The organism is Nostoc sp. ChiVER01, assembly GCF_034531155.1.
Classification (GTDB): Bacteria; Cyanobacteriota; Cyanobacteriia; order Cyanobacteriales; family Nostocaceae; genus Nostoc.
Genome location: NZ_JAVRBS010000006.1, coordinates 68,015 through 89,003, shown reverse-complemented (window position 1 = coordinate 89,003; position 20,989 = coordinate 68,015). Strand labels below are relative to the sequence as shown.

The following is a 20,989-nucleotide window of genomic DNA, read 5'->3' as shown; positions in this document are numbered from 1 at the left end:
TGCTCCTCTTCCCTACAAGGCAAGGGGTTGGGGGTTAGGTCATTGGACTCAACCCAGAAGCGCTATATATATCGGCTAACATTCATTACATAGTTTGCCAACTAACCCATTGCGTAGCAGCACTCTATAGCGGTTCTTAATTGATGCACTACACTTTTTTCTTGTAAGATGGGTATCTTACCCGTCTCTTATATTTCCAGGCTGGAAAAGATGCCCACTATACAAGATTCATCCTTTAATTCAGCAGCCCGGAAGTAATAACAATGTTATCTATGCAGTTACTGCAACATCTAGATGCGAAAGTTGGGGAATTTCTGCCACAAGCGCTTTACCGATTTCTAGAGAAGATGTGGCCGCAGGAGAAGGAGCATTGCAAACATGAATGGAGTTTTGACCGGAAACAATCAAAAAGTCGTCTACAAGCTTGCCATCGTTCATTAAGGCTTGAGCGCGAACTCCCGCATGGGTGGGAACTAAATCTTCTGCTTGAACTTCGGGAATTAGTTTTTGCAAACTTCTGGTGAAGGCTGCTTTACTAAAGGAACGAATGATTTCTTTAATTCCTTCATCAGCGTGTTTGGCTGCCAACTTCCAGAAACCAGGATAGGTGATAACTTCAAGAAAATCCCGTAAGTCAAAGTCGGTTTTTTTGTAACCTTCGCGTTTAAGCGACAGCACCGCGTTTGGCCCTGCATGGACGCTACCATCAATCATTCGGGTAAAGTGAACACCCAGAAAGGGAAAATCTGGATTGGGAACTGGGTAAATTAGTGTCTTGACCAAATAACGTTTTTCTGGAGTGAGTTCGTAATATTCTCCCCGGAATGGAACAATTTTTGCTTGGGGTTCAACTTGACCTAATTTGGCGGTGCGATCGCTATGCAATCCAGTACAATTAATTACAAAGTGGGTTTCAAAGTTACCTTTGTTTGTTTGCAGTACCTGATTTTTTCCACTTGGGGAGATTTTCAGAACTTTTGTATTCAGGTGTAAATCCCCACCCTGCTGTTGAATTAGCTCGGCATATTTCAAACAAACTTGCTTGTAATTAACAATACCAGTTGAGAATACCCGAAGTCCACCTACACATTTTACATGAGGTTCAATTTCCCTGACTTCTTCCGGGCTAATTCTTTTAACTTCTATGCCATTGTCTAAGCCACGTTTGTAGAGATTTTCTAAGCGTGGTAGCTCTTGTTCTTCTGTTGCAACAATCACCTTACCACAAACTTCATGCTCAATTCCATGCTCTTGACAAAACTCTACCATTGAGCGAGAACCGTCACGACAAAATTTAGCTTTGAAACTCCCTGGTTTGTAGTAAATACCAGAATGAATTACACCGCTATTATTGCCTGTTTGGTGAAATGCCCATTGTCTCTCTTTTTCTACTACTAAAATACGGGCATTAGGATAGCGTTTTCCTAAAGCCAGCGCTGTAGAGAGTCCAACTATTCCCCCACCTATAATTGCAAAATCATACATTAGGATTATTGTACTTGAAATTACAGTAAATCTATAAAGTTATTTGTCATTTGTCATTTAACTCCTGACTCCTAACTCCTGTACAGACGCGATTAATCGCGTCTCCACTCCTAACTATCTTTCTACCATACTTTCCAAGGAGCTTGAGTGCTTTTCCATAGTTCCTCTAGGTAGTTTTTATCGCGTAAAGTATCCATAGGTTGCCAAAAACCATCATGTTTGAAAGCCGATAGTTGTTCCATATCAGCTAGCTTTTCTAATGGCTCTTGTTCCCACACGGTAGAATCATCAGCAATCAAATTGATTACTTCTGGTTCTAACACAAAATAACCACCATTAATCCAAGCTCCATCACCTTCAGGTTTCTCTCGAAAACTGGTGATTTTAGTTTGCTCATATCCTAAAGAAATAGCCCCAAAACGTCCGGCTGGTTGAACGGCTGTGAGGGTTCCTAAGGTCTTTTGCTCTTTATGAAATTTAACTAGCTCGGTGATATTAATATTACTAACACCATCACCATAAGTAAAGCAAAAAGTCTCATTACCAAGATGTTCGCTGATTCGCTTTAAGCGTCCACCTGTCATTGTATTATCACCTGTATTTACTAAGGTGACACGCCAGGGTTCAGCATAACCAGAATGCACGTTCATCTGGTTAAATCGCATATCAAAGGTAACATCTGACATGTGTAAGAAGTAGTTAGCAAAATACTCCTTAATTATGTAACCTTTGTAACCGCAACAAATAATGAAGTCATTAATGCCGTGAGCAGAGTAAGTTTTCATTATGTGCCAGAGAATTGGCTTACCACCAATTTCAACCATCGGCTTGGGTCTGATACTAGTTTCTTCACTGAGGCGTGTACCAAGTCCTCCAGCCAAAATCACCGCTTTCATGCAATTACCTCGGAGATTTGTAGGGATATAATTATTTGACTGTGCCAATTTTAGATTCTGGATTTGCAATTTGGGATTAATGCTCGAATGTCACAAGCCTATGAGTAGATTTGCTCTGCCCATTTTCATAACGGGGCATGTGCCAAAAAACTCTTTTTCTCAAAAATCCAAAATCCAAAATCCAAAATTGTTTGACTTTATCGACATGAAGAGGATGCACTTAGATAGAGAAAAATTGATTTCTTTTTTCTTTTTCTACGTCAATAATCTAACTGTTATTTTCAATGAAATCATGAAGGAAATATAAATTAAAATCTTTTCTATATAAAAGCTCTATGAATATCTATAAATAAGAAAACAAATTATCAAATTAGATATAATTTTTACCTAATAAATAACTAGGGTTAGCGTTAGCTAACCCTAGTTAGGCTTGATTTCTGAAATTCAGACTAAATAATATACCAGTAAAAAAACTTACTTGTTTTTAGTTAGTTTTTTCTACATTACTTGAGCTTTGGAATAAAGGGTCACATTTGTTTTCTATGACTACACACATGTTACTGAGTGCTTGCTGATAATTATCCATATCATCTTGCTCAAGAAAAATTTTGGCAGATGCCTGTATATCCTCGACAGCTTTCGCCTGATTTTTGTTAGATTCACTACCGCCATATTGTGCTAGTTCATAGCGAACCATGCCTCGTTTGAGATACACTTTTGCTAGTTTGGGGCTGATAGCTAATGCTTGGTTAAAGTCAGCGATCGCTTGATGATATTCTTGCTCATAATTGCTGCTATATTGAGCAATTTGATAATAGACAACACCGCGTTGAAAGTAAGCTTCTGCTTTGGATACATTAAGTTTTATGGCGTGAGTAAAATCTGTGATCGCTCTTTTGTAAGCTTGTTGAGATTCACCGCTATATTTAGCCATTTGGGTGCGGACAATTCCGCGTCTGATATAAGCTTCAATTTCATTACTATCCAGACCAATGGCGCGATTATAGTCTGCGATCGCTAGGTTATACTCTAAATCGGGATCGTTGCTATATTCGGCAAGCATATAGCGGGCATTACCCCGATTCACAAGAGCTTTGGTTTGATTGGGATTGATTGTGAGAGCTTGGCTATAATCTGCAACTGCTCCTTCGTAATCTTTCATGTTATAGCGAGCATTGCCACGATTTACAATCGCTCTGACATGTGTCGGTTCTTGTTCAATTGCTCCGGTAAAGCTGGCAATTGCTTTTTCATAATCTCGGTCTTGGTAAGCAGTATAACCTTGCTGATAATAATCAGCAAAGCTGAGTTTGTTATTTGTCTGGGGAGACTTCAATGTTTGTTGAGTGTAAGCATTTTGGGTAACTAATGGCTGAGTAAATTTAATCATTACATCCGCATATCCCAATAAACCAAAACCCAGCAAGCAACAAATAATCGGGTACAACTTTGACTTTTTGGAACGTTTATAAGATGTACCGCTTGGGGTAATTACTGGCTGCCAATAATTAGCTGCGTGCGGTGACATGGTTCGCTGTCGCTGTGGAAAATGCGGTGTCTGGGTGTATTGCTTTTTCCGTTTGATTCGCGGTTGAAGATGTTCTCTAGCTTCTATAGCCCGATGTGATGGGAAGGGGTCGCGTCCGCCTAATCGCACGGTACGTTCACACCAGGGACAGCTACGCATGTGGTTGTTGTAGCGATGCTGAGGATTTGTCGTACAGGTAATTAAGGAATCTTCAGCTTCAGCAATAGCCGATAGCCAAGCCTGGGCACTGGGGCGCAGCTGTGGGTTGTTGTGACCATCTTCAAAACAACGGACAAATAATTCTTGTAAGCTGGGATGAAGAATTTCCCAAGCAGGTGCAATTGGTGTAGGAAGGTAGGGTACGTAGCGCTTTTGGCTATAAGTGAAATGACCCGATGCAATGCGAGCTTCGTAGGGCGGTGGCTCAATAGCACCTTGAAAAATCCCCGAAAATGGGTGCGTACCTTCCATTAAGAGTTGAAATACTAGCACCGCTAACCCAAATAAATCGTGAGAAATTTCGCGATCGTGCTGGGCAAAAGTTTTATTCTGTAGTTCTGGTGGGGTAAACTCTGGTTTACCCACTGGGCAGCGATAAACAACATTGCTGCTGGGGTCAAGTACTTGGAAGGAGTCTGTATCTATCAAAGTCACCAGTGCTGTGTCACTGACGAGGATATTTGACTCGTTTACATCACCAATACAATATCCACTAGCGTGTAAAGCAGCAATTGCTGCCGCCAAGTTACGAGCCGTGCGGAGCAGGTACTGATAGTTGAATAGGGGGCAGTGTTGGCGACGGGTTCTAGGGTTGTAAAAGTCGATGATTGGACGCATCCCTTGAATGCGTGGCATCAAAAACCCCAGGATGATATTTTTGCCATCTGCTGCTCGTAATAAATCCTCTGGCCAAGCGATAGAGATATGCCCTAAACTCGCCGTCGGGTTTTCTGGCGGGTTGGCAAGCATCGCTTGGAGTTTATCAGCATGAGCAGTCGTTGGCTTGTGGTAAATCTTTGCCACCAAGTTGTTATCGGATGGCACTGCATAAACACAAGCCTCACCGCCACGTCCCAAACTGACATTGAGACTGAGGATTTCTTTTTTAGGGGAACAACGTAGTACCTGCATAATGAAATTACCGCTAACGGAGTTATTGTAAGATGTGAAACCTGTAAATTTTTTGCTTATGAGTTGTTGAATGCAGCTATAATGAGTGTCAAATCATCATCAGTGCGTTGCGTAATCCGTTCTGAGCGTAAAAACTTTACTAACTGCTCCTTTGCTTCTGTCTTATCCTCGGCATTAGCTACAAATTCAAACAGGGGAAAAAAGAAGGGTTTGTGAGGTTCGCCAACAACCATATTCAAAGCCAGCATTTGTAGTCCATCAGTGATGATGCCAACATTTTCTATGTCTGTGCGCCAGACTCTCATCTGCGCTGTATCTAAGGCAGTAGGAGAAGTTAAAAAAGTTGTTTCGTTAATGTATTCGCCGCTATCAGGTATAGTCAGTGCTAAGAGGTTGCCCATGCTATCTTTTGCCACTGCCAAACCATCACCTATTTGCATTACAGCCACAACTTCTGGTGTGGCGAGCATCACAATTAAGGTAGTTGCTAAATCTTGAGGCTGTTTGTCACAAGTAGCCGCCTCATAATCCACAGCTTTTTTGGCAGCTAGTATGGCATCATTTAAGAGCGATCGCACCAATACATCATCAGTCAAACTTTTCCGAGTGAGTCCTTTGGTTGAAATGTTTTCTATTGCTGTTTCCACAGCAATCATCGCTCCCACTTTCCCCAGTAATGCAGAACCCGCGCCATCTGCTGCGGCCGCCACTAAAACGTTATCTGATAATACCTGCCAGTGATGAGCATCCTGGCATAATTGATTGTTTTTTAAGTGACTTGTACCACATACAGACGCAGCCACAATCCGCCATTGAGCAATCTGTTTTGATATGTTCATAGATTTTTTTCTAGCAGCTAGCTGTGTTAAACATCAAGCTGCAATTTTTTATTAAACAGTCCCCCAACCAATCGGCGGTAGTGCTACCTGTTCGTCTACCTGCGAATGAGAAACAGCTGACATACTAGTTGACAGCCAGACAAACATCTCGATAAAATTCAATCCTTTCAGCTTCAGGGGGGTACGCACAGCTATTTGATTTAAACGAGTCATATTCGCATTTTCTACGCCTACTGTAAAAAATGCTACACGCTTATTAGCTTCATCTCCCTGTAGCCGCTGGGATGCTTGCTCTACAACATTCTCTAGCTCGCCTTGTGGTTCTCCATCGGTAATCATGAATACCCAAGGACGATAGTAAGCAATCCCATTGGCACGATACTGAGATTTCCGCTCTTGAATTATGTCTAAAGCTTTATGGATTCCTGCACCCATTGTAGTCAATCCTTGAGCCGTCAAAATTGGCGGATTGAATTGATCGGCAGTCACAAAGTCTTGTACTACATTGATATTACTATCAAATGTTACGATCGCCACTTCTACCCGTCTTGCAGCTAAGGAATTTTTGACTAATTCATCCTTTAAACTTAGTAAACCCTGATTTAAAGCCTCAATCGGTTCTCCTTGCATCGAACCAGATGTGTCTAGTAACAGTACACAAGGACAACGTGGTTCTGGATTCTCAGCAAATTCTACTACTTCATCAAGTCTTAATGTATCATCCATAACTTTTCGTGTTATGTTAAAGTTCAAAGCTTTATTTCCCTTTCTTGAGAGTATATAATTACAGTCGCCCAAGCGACTTACAGAATATAGTAGCTAGTGGTAGATGCTCTAATTTTTATTAAACAAATTTTTTTCATAAAGTTCTCGACATATTTAAGAAGAACTTGAGAACAGCTTCGTTTAGCAAAAAAGAGTTTATCAAAACGCAGCATTCCCTGTTGTAATGTATCTACCCAAAAATTATATCCATTAACCCTACAGTACAATAAATACGTAAACTTTCCTAGATAAATTTTTAAAGATTTTATGTAGAAAAATCGCTCTTTTACATAAAAGTAATTAACCATAATTGAGCTTCTTAGCTCTAATAGGATAGCAGTGTCGCTGCAAAAACATGGAATCAAATTTACACTTTTAAGGAAGTGGGCATAAATAAACATCATTATTAAGGTCTTCAGTTAAGAGTTGTCGGTAGTAAGTAAAATCTAGAAGTAACTAACATCTACTGAGAGTCAAGTTAGGATAGGTATTTACGTTTATTCATACCCACTTACTTTGTTTTAAGATCGATAAAATAAGTATAATGTGCTAATTGCAACAATCTGTATTTAAAATTTACTAGTTTTAACATATATACATATTTTAAAATAAATATTTTGTACGGAGAGAAATATTACAAAGAAGAAAATATTTCATAGCTGATATTTTCAATTTACAAATGTTCGGTTGTGAATTCCGCAAAAAACTTGAGAAATATGAATAATTCCGGTACATTCACCAAACTACGTCCAATAAGTTTGTTAAGACAGTTATCCAATTGCTCCGACAGTACTTGTTTACAAGCATTGAGTAACTCCGTTTCTTGGTCAATTTACCTAGAACAGGGAAGAATAACCTACGCTACCCATTCAGTGGAACCCTTTGACCGGCTAGAACGTCATTTGCGTCGCCTCAGCCACCAAATTCCGCTGCTTACCAGTGAGGTTCGTGTTCAATTACGTTTAATGTTTGAACCTGATTCACACATTCAGTTAATTGAAGATGATAGCGATTCAAGAAGCCAGCCTCCTGAGTATCAGGCTATATCCTGGCTTGTTAGTCAACAATATTTACATTCTATACAAGCAGCAGTGTTGATTCAAGAATTAGTTCGAGAGGTGATCGAATCATTTTTACTAATCAAAGAAGGTACTTATAAATTAACAGAAACACTTGATACAATGCCAATATTTTGCAGGTTAGATGTAGAAAAAATTCTAGAGCATTGCCAAGTAAGATTAAAAGAATGGCAAGCTTTTGTTCCTCAAATTTCTTCTCCATATCAACGTCCATATCTGTTGATTAATAGCAAAATCGAGGAAAAAGATTTACCAAAATTCCAATCAGATTTAACTAATTGGATGAAAGGTTTTAGTTTGTGTCATCTAGCCGTAATTTTGAATCAAGATGAAATCCAACTGGCTCACACTTTATACTCTTACATCCTTAAGGGTGCGATTATCTTGCATGAAGCTGATCCACCTTATGATAAATTACCAAAGATATTTGAAGAGCAATCGCTTATCTCAAAATTCATTCCTAAGTTAATTGATACCAAAAAAGAACTAAATATCACCGTCAATTCTTACCTAGATATTTCTGAAGAAAATATAGTTCCTGTCCAACGATTACCTCAGATTTCTCCTTCTCCAAAAGAGAAGTTTCAGGAGCCAATAATATCAAATAGCATAACTCCTTTTTTTCAAAGAGTAGCGTCTGCTACTGTAACGGCACAAAAAGCTCATAAAATCGTTTCTGTAGATGATAGCCCCACAATTCTCAAAGAAATTAGCCGTTTCTTAGAAAACGAAAATTTTTCTGTAGTAACTATCAACGATCCGATAAAAGCCGTTTTGTCAATTATAAGGCACAAACCAGATTTAATCTTGTTGGATTTAAACATGCTAGGAATCGACGGTTATGAGTTGTGCCGGATTATACGAAATAATTCCATATTTCAGAAGACTCCTATCATCTTTGTCACTGGGAATAAAGGGGTTTTAGACAAAGTAAAAGCCAAATTAGTTGGGGCATCTGGATATCTGACTAAACCGTTTACTCGCGCCGAATTACTGAAAATAATTTTTATGCATTTGACTTAAATTAGCCACAAAACCTAAAAATTTTGAGCGAGTGAGGAAATTAATACTAATCTGAAATTTGACGAAAACTTAATTAAGGAGAGCGTGTTCATCTCTGGCTAATTGTTTTTTCTCTAGCTTACATGCTACATTTCGGACTCCGATGAGTTGATTGAACGGATTATTGGTATCAGTTAAAGCCCGCTCGTCAAGTGGTCGTTGGTAATTATATTTGTACTTTCCATCTTCACTGGTTGTGGATGAGTTACCACCACCGATGAAGGAAGCGAAAATATTACTATCAGTAGCAGCGCCACTAAAGCCACTGCCACTATCTAAACTGCTGCCATCGGTAGACTGCCATTTGCCATCACTGAAAGAAAAATTACCATTACCAGTTGGATTATTGTTAGTACTTTGTGACCCAACAGTTTGATTACTATTGTCAGTTGCCATTAGAATTAAACTCCTATTACTCAAACTAAAATCCTTCCATCAAGAAGAAAATTAGCGATATTAATGAAAGCATTTGAAAGCATTTATTTACTTTCATTTTCAATAAAAAGAGCAGGTACCACATTTAGCAAGTATACAAAATTAGATTTGCATTTAAAATGAACAAAATTTAGATTGGATTGCCGATTCTTTAGATTCGATTGTCTATTCTTTCGATAGTATTCAGGTAAATTTCAGAAAATTGGCCGATAATCTTTACAGTGAATGCTTTACAAGAATTATTTTAGTGATGTTTCAGCACAAAGAGGGCAAATTTACCTCTTTAAAGTTCTACAATAATGCAATGCAATTACACTAGAAATAAAGAATAAAGTTTGATTGTTATAGTCTATTGAGTAAGAAAATATTCTTATAAGGTTTTATTGAGTTTTAAAAATTTAAGTTCTGCGATCGCTAGAGCAAACGCATTTCAATCACTCTTCTCCCAACTAATATTAAAAACTAACGAAAAAATCAGCATTTATTATTTGATTATTTTCCATCAAAACCATATCTACGACGCGCTACGCCTTGTAAAATCGTGGTCATTGCTCATCGCAAAAAGCTGGGCTTATTGATAACAGAGAAAAAATAATGTCCCTTTTACATAATGTAATAATTGCTCAACGATGGAGTAATAATGCTAAAAAGTAAAACTAGAGTGAATATTCCAGATAAATTAAGCAACGAATTCTTTGAAAAGTGCTGTTGTGTTGAAGTTCTTGAAATCCGCGCAGCATCTAGTAGAGAAGTGCGGGCTGCGCCTACGCACAAAAGTTAGCTAATTAGGTTTTATGTTTTAAAGCTTCGCTCTAGTAGAAAACAGAACAATTTATAAACCTGTTTTCTAGCTAAACTAATAAAAATTCCTACTATGGAGTATCAAAAATGAAAAGTGTAGTGAGCGCTGTTATATTAACATTTCTTGGTGGAGTAAATTCTCTTCCTAGCTATGGACTCTTATCAAATATCAAGCCTTCAAGAATAGAGCTCCAATCAATTGTTAAAGATAATCATCAACAGTTGATGGCTAGAGTTGGAACTATAGATACTCAATTTTATCTTAAATATGGAAAGACAGCTTACCTCCCTACTGAAAATATTAAAATCAAATTTTCAAAAGTTATTCAGGATTCTCGGTGTCCCTCTGATGTAACTTGTATTTGGCAAGGACAAGTTATTATTGGATTAGACATCATAAAAAATGGTAAGCAAGTTTCAACATTGATGCTAACTCTTATCCCAGGTCGTGATGCTTTACCAATTCAATTTTTAGATAAATATACGGTGAAATTGATAGGGGTTTCCCCGTACCCAAGCGGACAGGCGATCGCGCTCCAAGACTACATTGTTGAACTTGTTGTTAATAGAAACTAGATGACCAACCTTTGACTTTTTTTAATTAAAAGTTAAAAATTAAAAAATAAATCAATTGCTCAGAGTAAAAAGCTGGGCTTGTTGAGAACAGAGAAAAAACAAGCCCAGATTATATCGTTATCCTGTATATAGCTATACAGTATTTCTAGGGATATACAAAAATGATAATTTTTACAGGACGAAACTGAAAGTTAGGTGAATTTATGCCTCCAGTTACTGTTGTAGTATTCCACCAAAAACGCTCGTCATTAGTGAAACTACTTCCTTCTAGAGTGTGCCAATTTCCATTAGCATGTTGTATGGCTACTACTATTCCCAAAATGGATGTACTAGGCAAACCATGTGCTACAGAAAAGAAACCATTCTGGTCTGTTGTAGTCGTTAAATAGAAAGTTCTGGCAGTGAAAGGGAATGCCTGAGCAATCAGGTAGGTATCTTTTGGATATAACTCCACCATTTTTTCTTGCTGAGAGTTTTTTAAATCATCATTAAAATCATCTCTTCCAGTAACAGTTGCTATTTGATTGAATTGTTGAAATGAGTTCTTTGAAAGCTCAACAGCAAGAGCCGAATTAATTTTAAAAGTCGTCAGAGTTACAGCAGTAGTCGCTAAAATAGTAGACACACATAATTTCTTCAGATTCATCATAATAGATTAAACCCCTCTAGAAATTGTTATTAATTGCAAACATAAACGCTTCAATCTAAAAGTTACGTCATGCTGTTTGCTAGTTATTATATATTTCAACAAAGTATTGAATTAGTCAAGTATTTGGGACTAATACTTTTAAGTAAGTCGGCGTTAAAAAATCAATCTATGTAACGAAGTCTAAACTTAGTAAAGAGCTTAGAAATGAATCGTTGCAGGGTTTTTACAAATAATTGTTGATAATCTAAATGACTTATTGAATGATTTCCTCTCTGTTACTCAAAATTTCTACTTGAATATTTGCAACTCTTAGCACTACTATTGTTTACGATCGCATCTCCTACCTAATTAGCTCAATTTTTTGGAGTATATTGTTTTGCGAGTCTAACGTAGTAGGATTGTTCAAGTGAAAGGGTACGCCTTGGGCGATGAGTAGCCATTGATCGCTTCTTGCACCCTAAAATAAGAGCAAAAGACGATTCTTAAAACAAGCACACTCCATGCGTATTTCTCTAAATTGGCTGCGCGAACTAGTAGAGATAAAACTTAGTCCAGAAGAATTAGCCGAAACCCTGACAATGGCAGGGTTTGAGGTTGAAGATATTGAAGACCGTCGCACTTGGGCAAATGGTGTGGTTATCGGCAAAGTGCTTGAGCGTCAACCCCATCCCAACGCCGATAAATTAAGTGTTTGCCAAGTGGATATTGGTGCAGGTGAGACTTTAAATATTGTCTGTGGTGCTGCCAATGTGAAGGCAGATATCTATGTGCCAGTAGCAACTACAGGTACTTACTTACCCAACATCGATTTAAAAATTAAACCTGCAAAATTGCGTGGTGTCCCATCTCAGGGCATGATTTGTTCTTTAAAGGAACTCGGTTTGCCCACCGATGTAGACGGAATTCATATTTTTACCCAGGAAAATTTACCATTGGGTAGTGATGTGCGTCCGTTGTTGGGTCTAGATGATGTAATTTTAGACTTAACTGCAACTGCCAATCGCGCTGATGCTCTGAGTATGGTGGGTGTAGCACGGGAAGTAGCAGCTTTAACTGGTGGAAAGTTAAGCATTCCTGAACCCGGTGAAGTCTCCATTACCAAAAATGCCGGAAATTTAGCTTTAAAAATTGCCGATACTCAAGCTTGTCCTGCATACATTGGTACGGTAATTGAACAGGTAAAAATTGCTCCCTCTCCCGAATGGTTGCAACAGCGTTTACGGGCTGCTGGGGTACGTCCCATCAGTAATGTAGTGGACATTACTAATTACGTTTTGTTGGAATGGGGACAACCTCTGCACGCCTTTGATTGCGATCGCCTAAAATCAGTTGCAAGTAGTGAAAATTTAACCATCGGTGTTCGCTTCGCCAATACTGGAGAATCCCTCAAAACCCTCGATGGACAAACTCGCACCCTATCAACCCAAAATTTGTTAATTACCGCAAACGACAGACCCGTTGCACTGGCGGGAGTCATGGGTGGTGAAGAAACAGAAGTTCATCAAGGAACTCAAAGCCTAGTTTTAGAAGCAGCTTTATTTGATTCCGTAGCAATTCGCCGTTCTTCCCGGAGTGTCGGTTTAAGAAGTGAGGCTTCTGGCAGATATGAACGGGGAGTTAACCGAGCCGAGTTGGAAATAGCTAATCGCCGCGCCTTGTCCTTAATTGGCGAATTAGCTAGTGGAATTCTTGTCCAGCAGGAAATTGCCGACACCCGCCCCGACCCGTCTACCTGGAGTCGTTCTATCGCCCTGCGTTTAGACCGCGTTAATCAAATATTGGGGCCGATAGATTTGGGAGAGGATACAGGTGAACTGCAAGAACAGGATGTTGAGCGTATCCTGGCTGCATTGGGATGTCAGTTGACTCCTTCAGAAAAAGATACTAACCATCAACATACATGGTCAGTTTCTGTTCCGCCCTATCGTTACCGCGACTTAGAGCGAGAAATTGACTTAATTGAAGAAATAGCCCGTCTCTATGGCTACAACAAATTTTGCGATACATTACCAGAAAAAGCGGAAGCTGGCTATCTGCCTTTAGATGAGGAATTAATTCGCAAATTACGAGCTTTCCTCCGGGCTGAAGGGTTGACAGAATTAATTCACTATTCTTTAGTCAAACCAGGAGAAGACAGAAATATAGTATTGTCAAACCCCTTATTTGTCGAATATTCAGCGCTGCGAACCGATTTGATCTCTGGATTAATTGATGCCTTTCAATACAATTTAGAGCAGGGTAATGGAGCCTTGAACGGCTTTGAAATCGGGCAAATTTTCTGGCAAGAAGAAGACGGCTTGCAAGAAACAGAAGCCCTTGCTGGGATTGTGGGAGGGGATATTTCTGTTGGCAAATGGTCAAAAAGTGGACGCGAAGAACCCATCACCTGGTTTGAAGCCAAAGGCATTTTAGAAAGTGTATTTCGGCAACTTGCCTTGCCGGTAGAATTTCAACCCGATTGCCGAGATAATCGCTTACATCCAGGACGCACTGCTTCCCTGTGGATTCGGGGTAACAGGCTGGGTATTTTTGGACAACTCCATCCCCAATTGCGACGAGAAAAAGGCTTACCAGATTCCGTTTATGTTTTCCAATTGAATCTAGATGTGCTTTTAGATTCTCTGGGAGAAGATGAAGTTCTGGTTCCAACATTTCAGCCCTATTCTACCTATCCAGCTAGCGATCGCGATATCGCCTTTTTCGCACCCGTGAAAATCTCAGTTGCCGAAATTCAAAAAGTAATTACCAAAGCGGGTAAAGATTTGCTCGAATCGGTAGAATTATTTGATGAATATCGCGGCGAAAATGTCCCCGAAGGACAGCGAAGTTTAGCTTTCCGCTTAATTTATCGGGCTAGCGATCGCACTCTTACTGAGGCCGAAGTCGAACCAGTACACAATAAAGTCCGCGAAGCTTTGGTGGAAAAATTCGGCGTAAACCTGAGAAGTTAGTTATTGGGCATGGTGAAGAGGACTTGGGGACAAGGAGAATTAGGGACAAGGGGAAAGACTTATTGGAAGTTCTAAACTTTTGTCACCTTGTCACCTTGTCACCTTGTCCCCTTGTCTCCCCATCTCCCCACTCCCCGTTCATTTTTTATTTGGAATTAATTAGCTATGCCAAAATATGTACTCTGGGGAACTTACTGCGAAGACGTTCTCGAAAAACGCGCCCCCCACCGTCAAGCTCATTTAGACGGATTAGCAAAACAAAAAGAATCTGGTGTGCTAATTACTATTGGCCCTACCAAGGATGTAACAAAAGTTTTTGGGATTTACGAAGCAGAAGACGAAGCCACTGTACGCCAGTTAATTGAAAATGACCCCTATTGGAAAAATGGCATCTGGACTGAGTATTCTGTTAAAGAATGGATTCAGGCTTTTTAAATTAACGTGAGTTCATTTATTTCCTGAAATAAGACGATTGCGCTTATATTATCTAGCCGTTGGCTAGAGGTGCGATCAATCTTGAACTTTAAGTCCAGATAGGCTGTCTTTTTTAAGATAGCCTATATCTAACCTTCAGGAGTCTACGGTTTAAGTCAACTTTTGCTAGCGTAGTAATATAAGCTTTATCGCTCTCCAGTAAGCGCCTGGAAGCAAAAGGATTAATATGGCTCATTTAAATCAGCGTCGTCCCCAAAATGTCAACGGCGATTTTTATGTAGATAGTACCTGTATTGATTGTGATACCTGTCGCTGGATGGCTCCTGAAGTATTTTATGATGTTGATGACCAATCGGCTGTTTATCATCAACCAACCAATGATGCGGAAAGATTAGCAGCGTTGGAAGCACTTTTAGCATGTCCTACTAGTTCTATTGGCACAATTGAGAAACCAAAAGATATCAAAGTTGCTCAAGAAAAGTTTCCAATATTAGTAGCAGAAAATGTTTACCACTGCGGTTATCATTCTGAAAAATCTTACGGTGCTGCTAGCTATTTAATTCAGCTTCCAGAAGGTAATATTTTGGTGGATTCTCCCCGTTTTACGCCGCCTTTAGTCAAGCGTTTAGAAGAAATGGGGCCAATTCGTTATATGTACCTAACTCATAAGGATGATGTGGCAGATCATCAAAAATTTGCCGAGCATTTTAAGTGCGATCGCATTCTCCATACTGATGATCTTACTGCCGATACTCGTAATGTAGAAATACAGATAACTGGTTCTGAACCATTTTCTTTGACACCAGATTTACTAATTATTCCAGTTCCCGGTCACACGAAAGGACAAACTGTTTTACTCTACAAAAATAAGTTTCTATTCACTGGCGATCATCTCGCTTGGTCAGAAAGCTTGCACCAGTTGACAGCATTCCACGGAGCCTGCTGGTATTCTTGGTCAGAACAGACTAAATCAATGCGTAACTTAGCTAATTACTCTTTTGAGTGGGTGCTACCAGGTCATGGGCGAAGGTTTCATGCTGATAAGGAAACCATGCGCCAGCAGATGCACAAGTGTATTGAATTGATGGAATCTTTGAATTGACCAAATAATTCAAAATTATTCGGTTATATAGCAAAACTTAAAAACACCTAACCCTCTAACCCCTTTCCCGATACCGGAAGGAGGAAATTTTAAAGGAGAGAGATTTAGAGAGAGGTGAAACTTTATTGCATACAAAGCAGCGATCGCTATAACCTGGGTTTTAGAACTTTTTTAACCAAACACGGATTATGAAAAAGCTGATCAACAAGCCGGAAGACTTTGTGCAAGAAAGTCTAGAAGGTATGGCGGCGGCTCATTCCGATTTAATTAAATTGAACTACGATCCCGCTTTTATCTATCGAGCCGATGCACCTATTCCGGGTAAAGTAGCAATTATTTCAGGTGGTGGTAGTGGACATGAACCAATGCACGCTGGCTTCGTGGGCAGAGGAATGCTTGACGCAGCTTGTCCTGGTGAGGTTTTCACTTCACCAACTCCTGACCAAATGCTAGAAGCAGCAAAGCTTGTAGATGGAGGCTCAGGTATCCTTTATATCGTCAAAAATTACAGTGGCGATGTGATGAACTTTGAAATGGCAACGGAGTTAGCCCGTAGTGAGGGCATTCGATCGCTAAATATTTTGATTGATGACGATGTAGCAGTGAAAGACAGCCTCTACACTCAAGGACGCCGGGGTGTGGGAACAACAATACTGGCGGAGAAAATTTGTGGTGCGGCGGCTGAGGCAGGGTATGATTTGCCACAAATAGCAAATTTGTGTCGCCGGGTAAATCTGAATGGGCGGAGTATGGGAATTGCTCTAACATCCTGTACAGTCCCCGCTAATGGAACACCGACCTTTGAATTGAGCGATCGCGAAATCGAATTAGGTATCGGTATTCACGGTGAGCCAGGAACAGAGCGTACAACTATCAAACCAGTAGACGAGATTACCGAAATATTGACGCGATCGCTCCTTAAAGATGCACCATACAGCCGCACACTGCGCGAGTGGGATGAAGACAAAGGAGAATGGGTAGATGTAGAACTAACAAATTTCCCATTTGCCAAAGGCGATCGCTTATTAGCTTTTGTCAATAGTATGGGTGGAACTCCGATTTCCGAACTGTATATTGTTTACCGTAAACTCGCCCAAATCTGCGAGCAGCAAGGATTGCAAATTGTGCGAAACTTGATAGGGCCTTACATCACATCTCTAGAAATGCAAGGTTGCTCCATTACCCTGCTGAAATTAGATGATGAGATGATCCGCCTATGGGATGCACCAGTAAAAACACCAAATTGGCGCTGGGGAATTTAACTAATATACGAATTATGTTGAGTCAGGTGCAGATATTACAATGGTTGCAGGCTTATGCAACCGAGATAGAGCAGAATAAAGCATATTTGACAGAATTAGATGCTGCGATCGGAGATGCAGATCATGGGATCAATATGGATCGCGGCTTTAAAAAGGTAAGCGCTCAGTTACCAACTCTTACAGACAAAGACATTAGCAACATTCTCAAAACCGTCAGTATGACCTTGATTTCTTCTATTGGCGGTGCGAGTGGCCCTCTTTATGGCACCTGGTTTTTACGAGCCAGTACAGCAGTAGTTGGTAAGCAAGAATTAACAGAACAAGATGTTTTAGCGATACTCCAAGCAGGCTTAGACGGCGTGGTGCAACGTGGCAAAGCGCAACTAGGAGACAAAACAATGGTGGATGTATTATCTCCGGCTGTAGGCGCTTTTGGACAAGCTGTAGGAGAAAGTAAGGGAACGCTAGAAGCTTTGCAACAGGCTGTCGCAGCAGCCCAAAGGGGATTGCAAGAAACTATACAGATGCAGGCGAAAAAGGGACGGGCTAGCTACCTGGGGGAACGAAGTATCGGACATCCAGATCCAGGGGGGACTTCTGCTTATTTGATGTTGAAGAGTTTGTTAGGTGTATTGGAAACTATTTGAGATTCAGAAGTTGAAGCAGATTTTGAAGCTTGAAATTATTCCAATTCAAAGCTACTGAAGTTTCAATAGTTAAATCTCCTTTTTTAAGGTTACTCATCAAAGCAGAACCATTTTCAAGACTATGGAAAAGGTCATCTAAAAGCTGCAATTGATTTCGAGGAAGAGTATAGTAAACCTTATTATTTTCAATTTTAACCTCTTTTGGTAAAGCTCCATCGGGAAGTTTACCTCCCAAAAATGTTGTCCAACCTGCAATCAGGTAACGGTAAACTATCGATTCCGTCTCAAACTGAGGGGGTTTCAATAAGCGAAGTTCCCCTTCAAGGCAATTTTCATGAAGAGTTATTTTCTCAGGAGTAAAGTGTAATTGCACTTGAATTTTCTTGTACTCTATTGTTGCAACAAGTCCTTCCTCAGAGTGTGGTTTTAAGGTTTTTAATTGTTCAACTCTAGATTCAGCTTGTTGACAAAGAAGAACCACCATTCTTTTTGTCAAAGTTAACTGTTTAGTGCCTGAGCTAAAGATAATGTATTCTTCTAGGCTTCTTTTGATAAATTGTCTAGACTCCTTAAAGGCTGCTGTAATCTTTCCAAACATAATGCTCTTCGATAAATATTTAGGTTTCCATTTATCAGTATTCCCATATAATTTAGTTAAATCATCATAATTGGACGACGATTTCTTGAAATTTGCTTTCCAAAGCTATATAAATTTGTCTTGTTATATTGCAATACAGTTAAGTATTTCCTTCTTTTCTTCTCTTTGCGTCCTTTGCGTCCTTGGCGGTTAATTCAAAAAATTGACTTTGACAAATAGTTCTAGAGTTAACTGAACCGTATTTTGTTATATTATTTAATCGTCAAATTACTGAATTAATTGTTAAAGCCTTACAATAAAACCGTTTATCGCTGGGGTAAGTCGTAAAGATTACCTAAAAATTCAAACTTATCTAAATTATCTGATTGACAGCAGATATACTCTCAATGCGCCATTTACCTCGTTCTCGAATCAAATCATACCGAACTCGCAAATTATCGCTAGAAGGCTTTTTAAACTGACCATTTTCATATAACTGTTTCACTTCTTTAACCGTAGCTTTCACTACGGCACGATTTGCAAATAAATCACTTGTTTCTACAGATTCTATCTTCAGACTATGGTCATACTTGTAGTATTGTTTTTCTAGCCTATACTGTTCACCAGTCTGCCGCGATTGAGACAAAGCTGAACCAGTTAAAATCTGCTCTAAATTATTAATCTCATGATTGGGCCCGAAAGCTTCAGCTTTGGTTAATAACCAAGCCCGAATGACTTCCTCTGCCGTTGCATTTGTTAAAGGCCCTTCTGCTGATTCTAGTTTACTGTTTGGATCGGGAATAGATATTGGTGGTTGATTTATCTGTATAAATAACTCTGAACCACGCATAGGTGGTGTAGGGAAAAACAAATTTTTTAACCATCCAAAAGTTGTTGTGGCTACCACCCAGAGAACTAATAGACTCACCAAAGAAATAAACACTCTCCATACCAGCCGTGTTTTCCCTTCGATGGTGTTAGCAAAAGTTCGCCGCCGCCGGGGACGACGAGAATAAGGACGATTATCTGGTATACGCTCTCGGATAGTAGATTGAGCAGGTTTTCTCCGCCTACGCTTTTGATTATGAACAGGTGCAGCACTTTTAGCTGAACCGTTCAAATGCTGATTAGTGCCTCTGCTCATCCGTTCAGCAGCAGGAATCTCTGATTTTACACTTCCAGATGAATTCCACATAGGTGGTGAGAAGTTTGGATGTTCGGACGTTTCTTTTGTTGGTGTTTTTGGTAAATCTGAATCAGGGATTCTGCTGTGATTAAATGGCGCTGAAGTCCTAGTTGAATTGCTGTCAAAAGAGGTCTTCTTTGTCTTAGGCTGGGGAAAATACTGGGGGTTAATTACAGCCCATTCATTAGTTGTTTCTGCATCCGTTGGCAGTGCTTCTAAATAAGCTTGCACCTGTTGGTTAGCAAAGTAATCTTTTAGAAGAGCTTGCTGGTTTGCTAAATCTCGGAAATGGGGAAATACTTCGTGTTGCAACCACTGTTCTGCATATAAACACAGCCCTGGTAATAAATCTGGAGAGTCTTGAGATTTTTCCCGAATAAAAGCTAAAGCTTCGTACTCCTGACTAAGTTCTAAAACACGAGTTGCTTCTTCAGTTTGTCCCAAAAGTAATGCACATAGTGACTGTTCTAAATGTACATCTTGGCGCTTGCCCAAACGGATCAGCATTTGCCTTGCTTGCCGAATTAAAGCAGGTTGCCGTTGAGCAAATCCCCGTGCTATTAAGGCATAAACAGCTAAGTAAGTGGCAACAGCAGAAGGACGTTTGCTTTGAGCTTCAAATAATTTGTGCTGTTCCGCGACTGTTAAGTGGTTGCGTAACTGCTGGATAAATCGCAAAAAATCATCTATATTTAAACCAGATTCATCATTGTTAGTGCCATCAATGCCACCACGATCTTCTAAAAGGTTTTGCAATAATTCCAAGCCTTGGCTTCGTTCGGCAGTTTTTTCTTGAGGTAGTGCTAACAACTCCAAAATTCGATATGGTCGCAATTTGTAAAGATCCGCCTGAATTTCTGCCTGTACACTAGTGAACAACCCTTCGCGTACTAAGAGTTCTTGACCAGTTTCTAGGGATATGGCGGCATTTTCGTAATGACCTTGCTGCCACTGTTCACGACCTAATTCTAGACAAGCAAGGGCAACAGTGAGAACAACATCTGGATGTTCAGCGCTTTCGTATATTTCTTCGTCTGCTAAATTATTACTTTTTATTACACTTTTAGCGCCATTTTTATTTACCAGGTAGGGACGACCCAGTTTCAATACAAGCTCGTATTCGCCCAACTCTTGCAAAATTAACAAAGCGCCAACTAATTCGTCTTGGCTAATTTCGATACCCAAACTTTGGGTGTCGCTACCCCTTTTGGTGCTTTCTGGACGATTTTCCTTTGCTACTGCGGCAGCAGCAAGGTTATCAGGGTCATAGGCGTGGGTAAGATAGAGATGATCGTAGGTACTGCGTTGTTTTGGATCTGATAAAACCACGTAAGCTTCTTCTATGAGTTGTTTACGAGAAGAAATTGCTGCCTGAGAATACTCACGTCGAGGCAATTGTACAATGCGATCGCTGTATGCCTGCCGCAATTGTTCATCACTTGCCGCCAACGGTAGTCCTAAAATTCGGTAGTAATCTAGCGGAATTCGCACAGCCTACTTCCCCTGCACCGTGATCAACATAATTCACCTAGAGCGTTCCAGGCCTGTAAAACCGTGCCATAACAATGCCGTATAGAATTTAC

At 39.9% G+C, this 20,989-nt stretch carries 16 protein-coding genes; 7 read left to right on the top strand and 9 right to left on the bottom strand.

Annotation, left to right across the window (positions count from 1 at the left end; all coding sequences use genetic code 11):
• Positions 1-270: 270 nt before the first annotated feature.
• From lhgO to RMY00_RS10370, 5 genes are all read right to left on the bottom strand, one after another.
• Positions 271-1,485, bottom strand: coding sequence for an L-2-hydroxyglutarate oxidase (gene lhgO / locus RMY00_RS10390; RefSeq protein ID WP_322647462.1), 1,215 nt, complete (start codon positions 1,483-1,485; stop codon positions 271-273).
• A 122-nt stretch (positions 1,486-1,607) separates the two neighbouring features.
• Positions 1,608-2,381 (bottom strand): glucose-1-phosphate cytidylyltransferase, encoded by a 774-nt coding sequence (gene rfbF, locus RMY00_RS10385; RefSeq protein WP_322647461.1) that lies wholly within the window; start codon positions 2,379-2,381, stop codon positions 1,608-1,610.
• A gap of 484 nt (positions 2,382-2,865) precedes the next feature.
• Positions 2,866-5,040, bottom strand: coding sequence for a tetratricopeptide repeat protein (locus RMY00_RS10380; RefSeq protein ID WP_322647460.1), 2,175 nt, complete (start codon positions 5,038-5,040; stop codon positions 2,866-2,868).
• 56 nt (positions 5,041-5,096) lie between these two features.
• The gene (locus tag RMY00_RS10375) at positions 5,097-5,879 is read right to left on the bottom strand and encodes a PP2C family serine/threonine-protein phosphatase (RefSeq protein ID WP_322647459.1); all 783 of its coding nucleotides are present in this window, start codon (positions 5,877-5,879) and stop codon (positions 5,097-5,099) included.
• Between the two features lie 51 nt (positions 5,880-5,930).
• Entirely contained in the window at positions 5,931-6,605 is a 675-nt protein-coding gene (locus RMY00_RS10370; RefSeq protein ID WP_322647458.1) for a vWA domain-containing protein, read from the bottom strand.
• A 755-nt stretch (positions 6,606-7,360) separates the two neighbouring features.
• On the opposite strand from RMY00_RS10370, the gene RMY00_RS10365 reads away from it, so the two are divergent.
• Positions 7,361-8,746 (top strand): response regulator, encoded by a 1,386-nt coding sequence (locus RMY00_RS10365; protein ID WP_322647457.1) that lies wholly within the window; start codon positions 7,361-7,363, stop codon positions 8,744-8,746.
• A 69-nt stretch (positions 8,747-8,815) separates the two neighbouring features.
• Here the strand turns inward: RMY00_RS10365 and RMY00_RS10360 are convergent, their stop codons facing one another.
• Complete coding sequence (locus RMY00_RS10360) at positions 8,816-9,181, bottom strand: hypothetical protein (protein WP_322647456.1); 366 nt, start codon at positions 9,179-9,181, stop codon at positions 8,816-8,818.
• 927 nt (positions 9,182-10,108) lie between these two features.
• On the opposite strand from RMY00_RS10360, the gene RMY00_RS10355 reads away from it, so the two are divergent.
• Positions 10,109-10,597 (top strand): hypothetical protein, encoded by a 489-nt coding sequence (locus RMY00_RS10355; protein ID WP_322647455.1) that lies wholly within the window; start codon positions 10,109-10,111, stop codon positions 10,595-10,597.
• A 145-nt stretch (positions 10,598-10,742) separates the two neighbouring features.
• Here the strand turns inward: RMY00_RS10355 and RMY00_RS10350 are convergent, their stop codons facing one another.
• Complete coding sequence (locus tag RMY00_RS10350) at positions 10,743-11,222, bottom strand: hypothetical protein (protein ID WP_322647454.1); 480 nt, start codon at positions 11,220-11,222, stop codon at positions 10,743-10,745.
• A gap of 524 nt (positions 11,223-11,746) precedes the next feature.
• Here RMY00_RS10350 and pheT point away from each other — a divergent pair.
• From pheT to dhaL, 5 genes are all read left to right on the top strand, one after another.
• A complete protein-coding gene (gene pheT, locus RMY00_RS10345; RefSeq protein ID WP_322647453.1) occupies positions 11,747-14,197 on the top strand; it encodes a phenylalanine--tRNA ligase subunit beta in 2,451 nt (816 codons plus the stop codon).
• A 165-nt stretch (positions 14,198-14,362) separates the two neighbouring features.
• Complete coding sequence (locus tag RMY00_RS10340) at positions 14,363-14,632, top strand: YciI family protein (protein ID WP_100898250.1); 270 nt, start codon at positions 14,363-14,365, stop codon at positions 14,630-14,632.
• Positions 14,633-14,858: 226 nt separating this feature from the next.
• On the top strand, positions 14,859-15,734 hold the full coding sequence (locus RMY00_RS10335) for an MBL fold metallo-hydrolase (protein WP_322647452.1): 876 nt from the start codon (positions 14,859-14,861) through the stop codon (positions 15,732-15,734).
• 188 nt (positions 15,735-15,922) lie between these two features.
• Complete coding sequence (dhaK, locus tag RMY00_RS10330) at positions 15,923-16,996, top strand: dihydroxyacetone kinase subunit DhaK (RefSeq protein WP_322647451.1); 1,074 nt, start codon at positions 15,923-15,925, stop codon at positions 16,994-16,996.
• Positions 16,997-17,010: 14 nt separating this feature from the next.
• On the top strand, positions 17,011-17,643 hold the full coding sequence (gene dhaL, locus RMY00_RS10325) for a dihydroxyacetone kinase subunit DhaL (protein ID WP_322647450.1): 633 nt from the start codon (positions 17,011-17,013) through the stop codon (positions 17,641-17,643).
• Here the strand turns inward: dhaL and RMY00_RS10320 are convergent.
• The gene (locus RMY00_RS10320; RefSeq protein ID WP_322647449.1) at positions 17,636-18,241 is read right to left on the bottom strand and encodes a hypothetical protein; all 606 of its coding nucleotides are present in this window, start codon (positions 18,239-18,241) and stop codon (positions 17,636-17,638) included. The genes dhaL and RMY00_RS10320 overlap by 8 nt on opposite strands.
• A gap of 352 nt (positions 18,242-18,593) precedes the next feature.
• Positions 18,594-20,897 carry an IMS domain-containing protein gene (locus RMY00_RS10315; RefSeq protein ID WP_322647448.1) on the bottom strand — a complete coding sequence of 768 codons (2,304 nt, stop codon included), beginning with the start codon at positions 20,895-20,897 and terminating at the stop codon, positions 18,594-18,596.
• Positions 20,898-20,989 lie beyond the last annotated feature (92 nt).

Bases quoted from the DNA above. Each gene is read 5' to 3' on its own strand.
- lhgO (WP_322647462.1), bottom strand. From the start codon at position 1,485: ATGTATGATTTTGCAATTATAGGTGGGGGAATAGTTGGACTCTCTACA.
- rfbF (WP_322647461.1), bottom strand. From the start codon at position 2,381: ATGAAAGCGGTGATTTTGGCTGGAGGACTTGGTACACGCCTCAGTGAA.
- RMY00_RS10380 (WP_322647460.1), bottom strand. From the start codon at position 5,040: ATGCAGGTACTACGTTGTTCCCCTAAAAAAGAAATCCTCAGTCTCAAT.
- RMY00_RS10375 (WP_322647459.1), bottom strand. From the start codon at position 5,879: ATGAACATATCAAAACAGATTGCTCAATGGCGGATTGTGGCTGCGTCT.
- RMY00_RS10370 (WP_322647458.1), bottom strand. From the start codon at position 6,605: ATGGATGATACATTAAGACTTGATGAAGTAGTAGAATTTGCTGAGAAT.
- RMY00_RS10365 (WP_322647457.1), top strand. From the start codon at position 7,361: ATGAATAATTCCGGTACATTCACCAAACTACGTCCAATAAGTTTGTTA.
- RMY00_RS10360 (WP_322647456.1), bottom strand. From the start codon at position 9,181: ATGGCAACTGACAATAGTAATCAAACTGTTGGGTCACAAAGTACTAAC.
- RMY00_RS10355 (WP_322647455.1), top strand. From the start codon at position 10,109: ATGAAAAGTGTAGTGAGCGCTGTTATATTAACATTTCTTGGTGGAGTA.
- pheT (WP_322647453.1), top strand. From the start codon at position 11,747: ATGCGTATTTCTCTAAATTGGCTGCGCGAACTAGTAGAGATAAAACTT.
- RMY00_RS10340 (WP_100898250.1), top strand. From the start codon at position 14,363: ATGCCAAAATATGTACTCTGGGGAACTTACTGCGAAGACGTTCTCGAA.
- RMY00_RS10335 (WP_322647452.1), top strand. From the start codon at position 14,859: ATGGCTCATTTAAATCAGCGTCGTCCCCAAAATGTCAACGGCGATTTT.
- dhaK (WP_322647451.1), top strand. From the start codon at position 15,923: ATGAAAAAGCTGATCAACAAGCCGGAAGACTTTGTGCAAGAAAGTCTA.
- dhaL (WP_322647450.1), top strand. From the start codon at position 17,011: ATGTTGAGTCAGGTGCAGATATTACAATGGTTGCAGGCTTATGCAACC.
- RMY00_RS10320 (WP_322647449.1), bottom strand. From the start codon at position 18,241: ATGTTTGGAAAGATTACAGCAGCCTTTAAGGAGTCTAGACAATTTATC.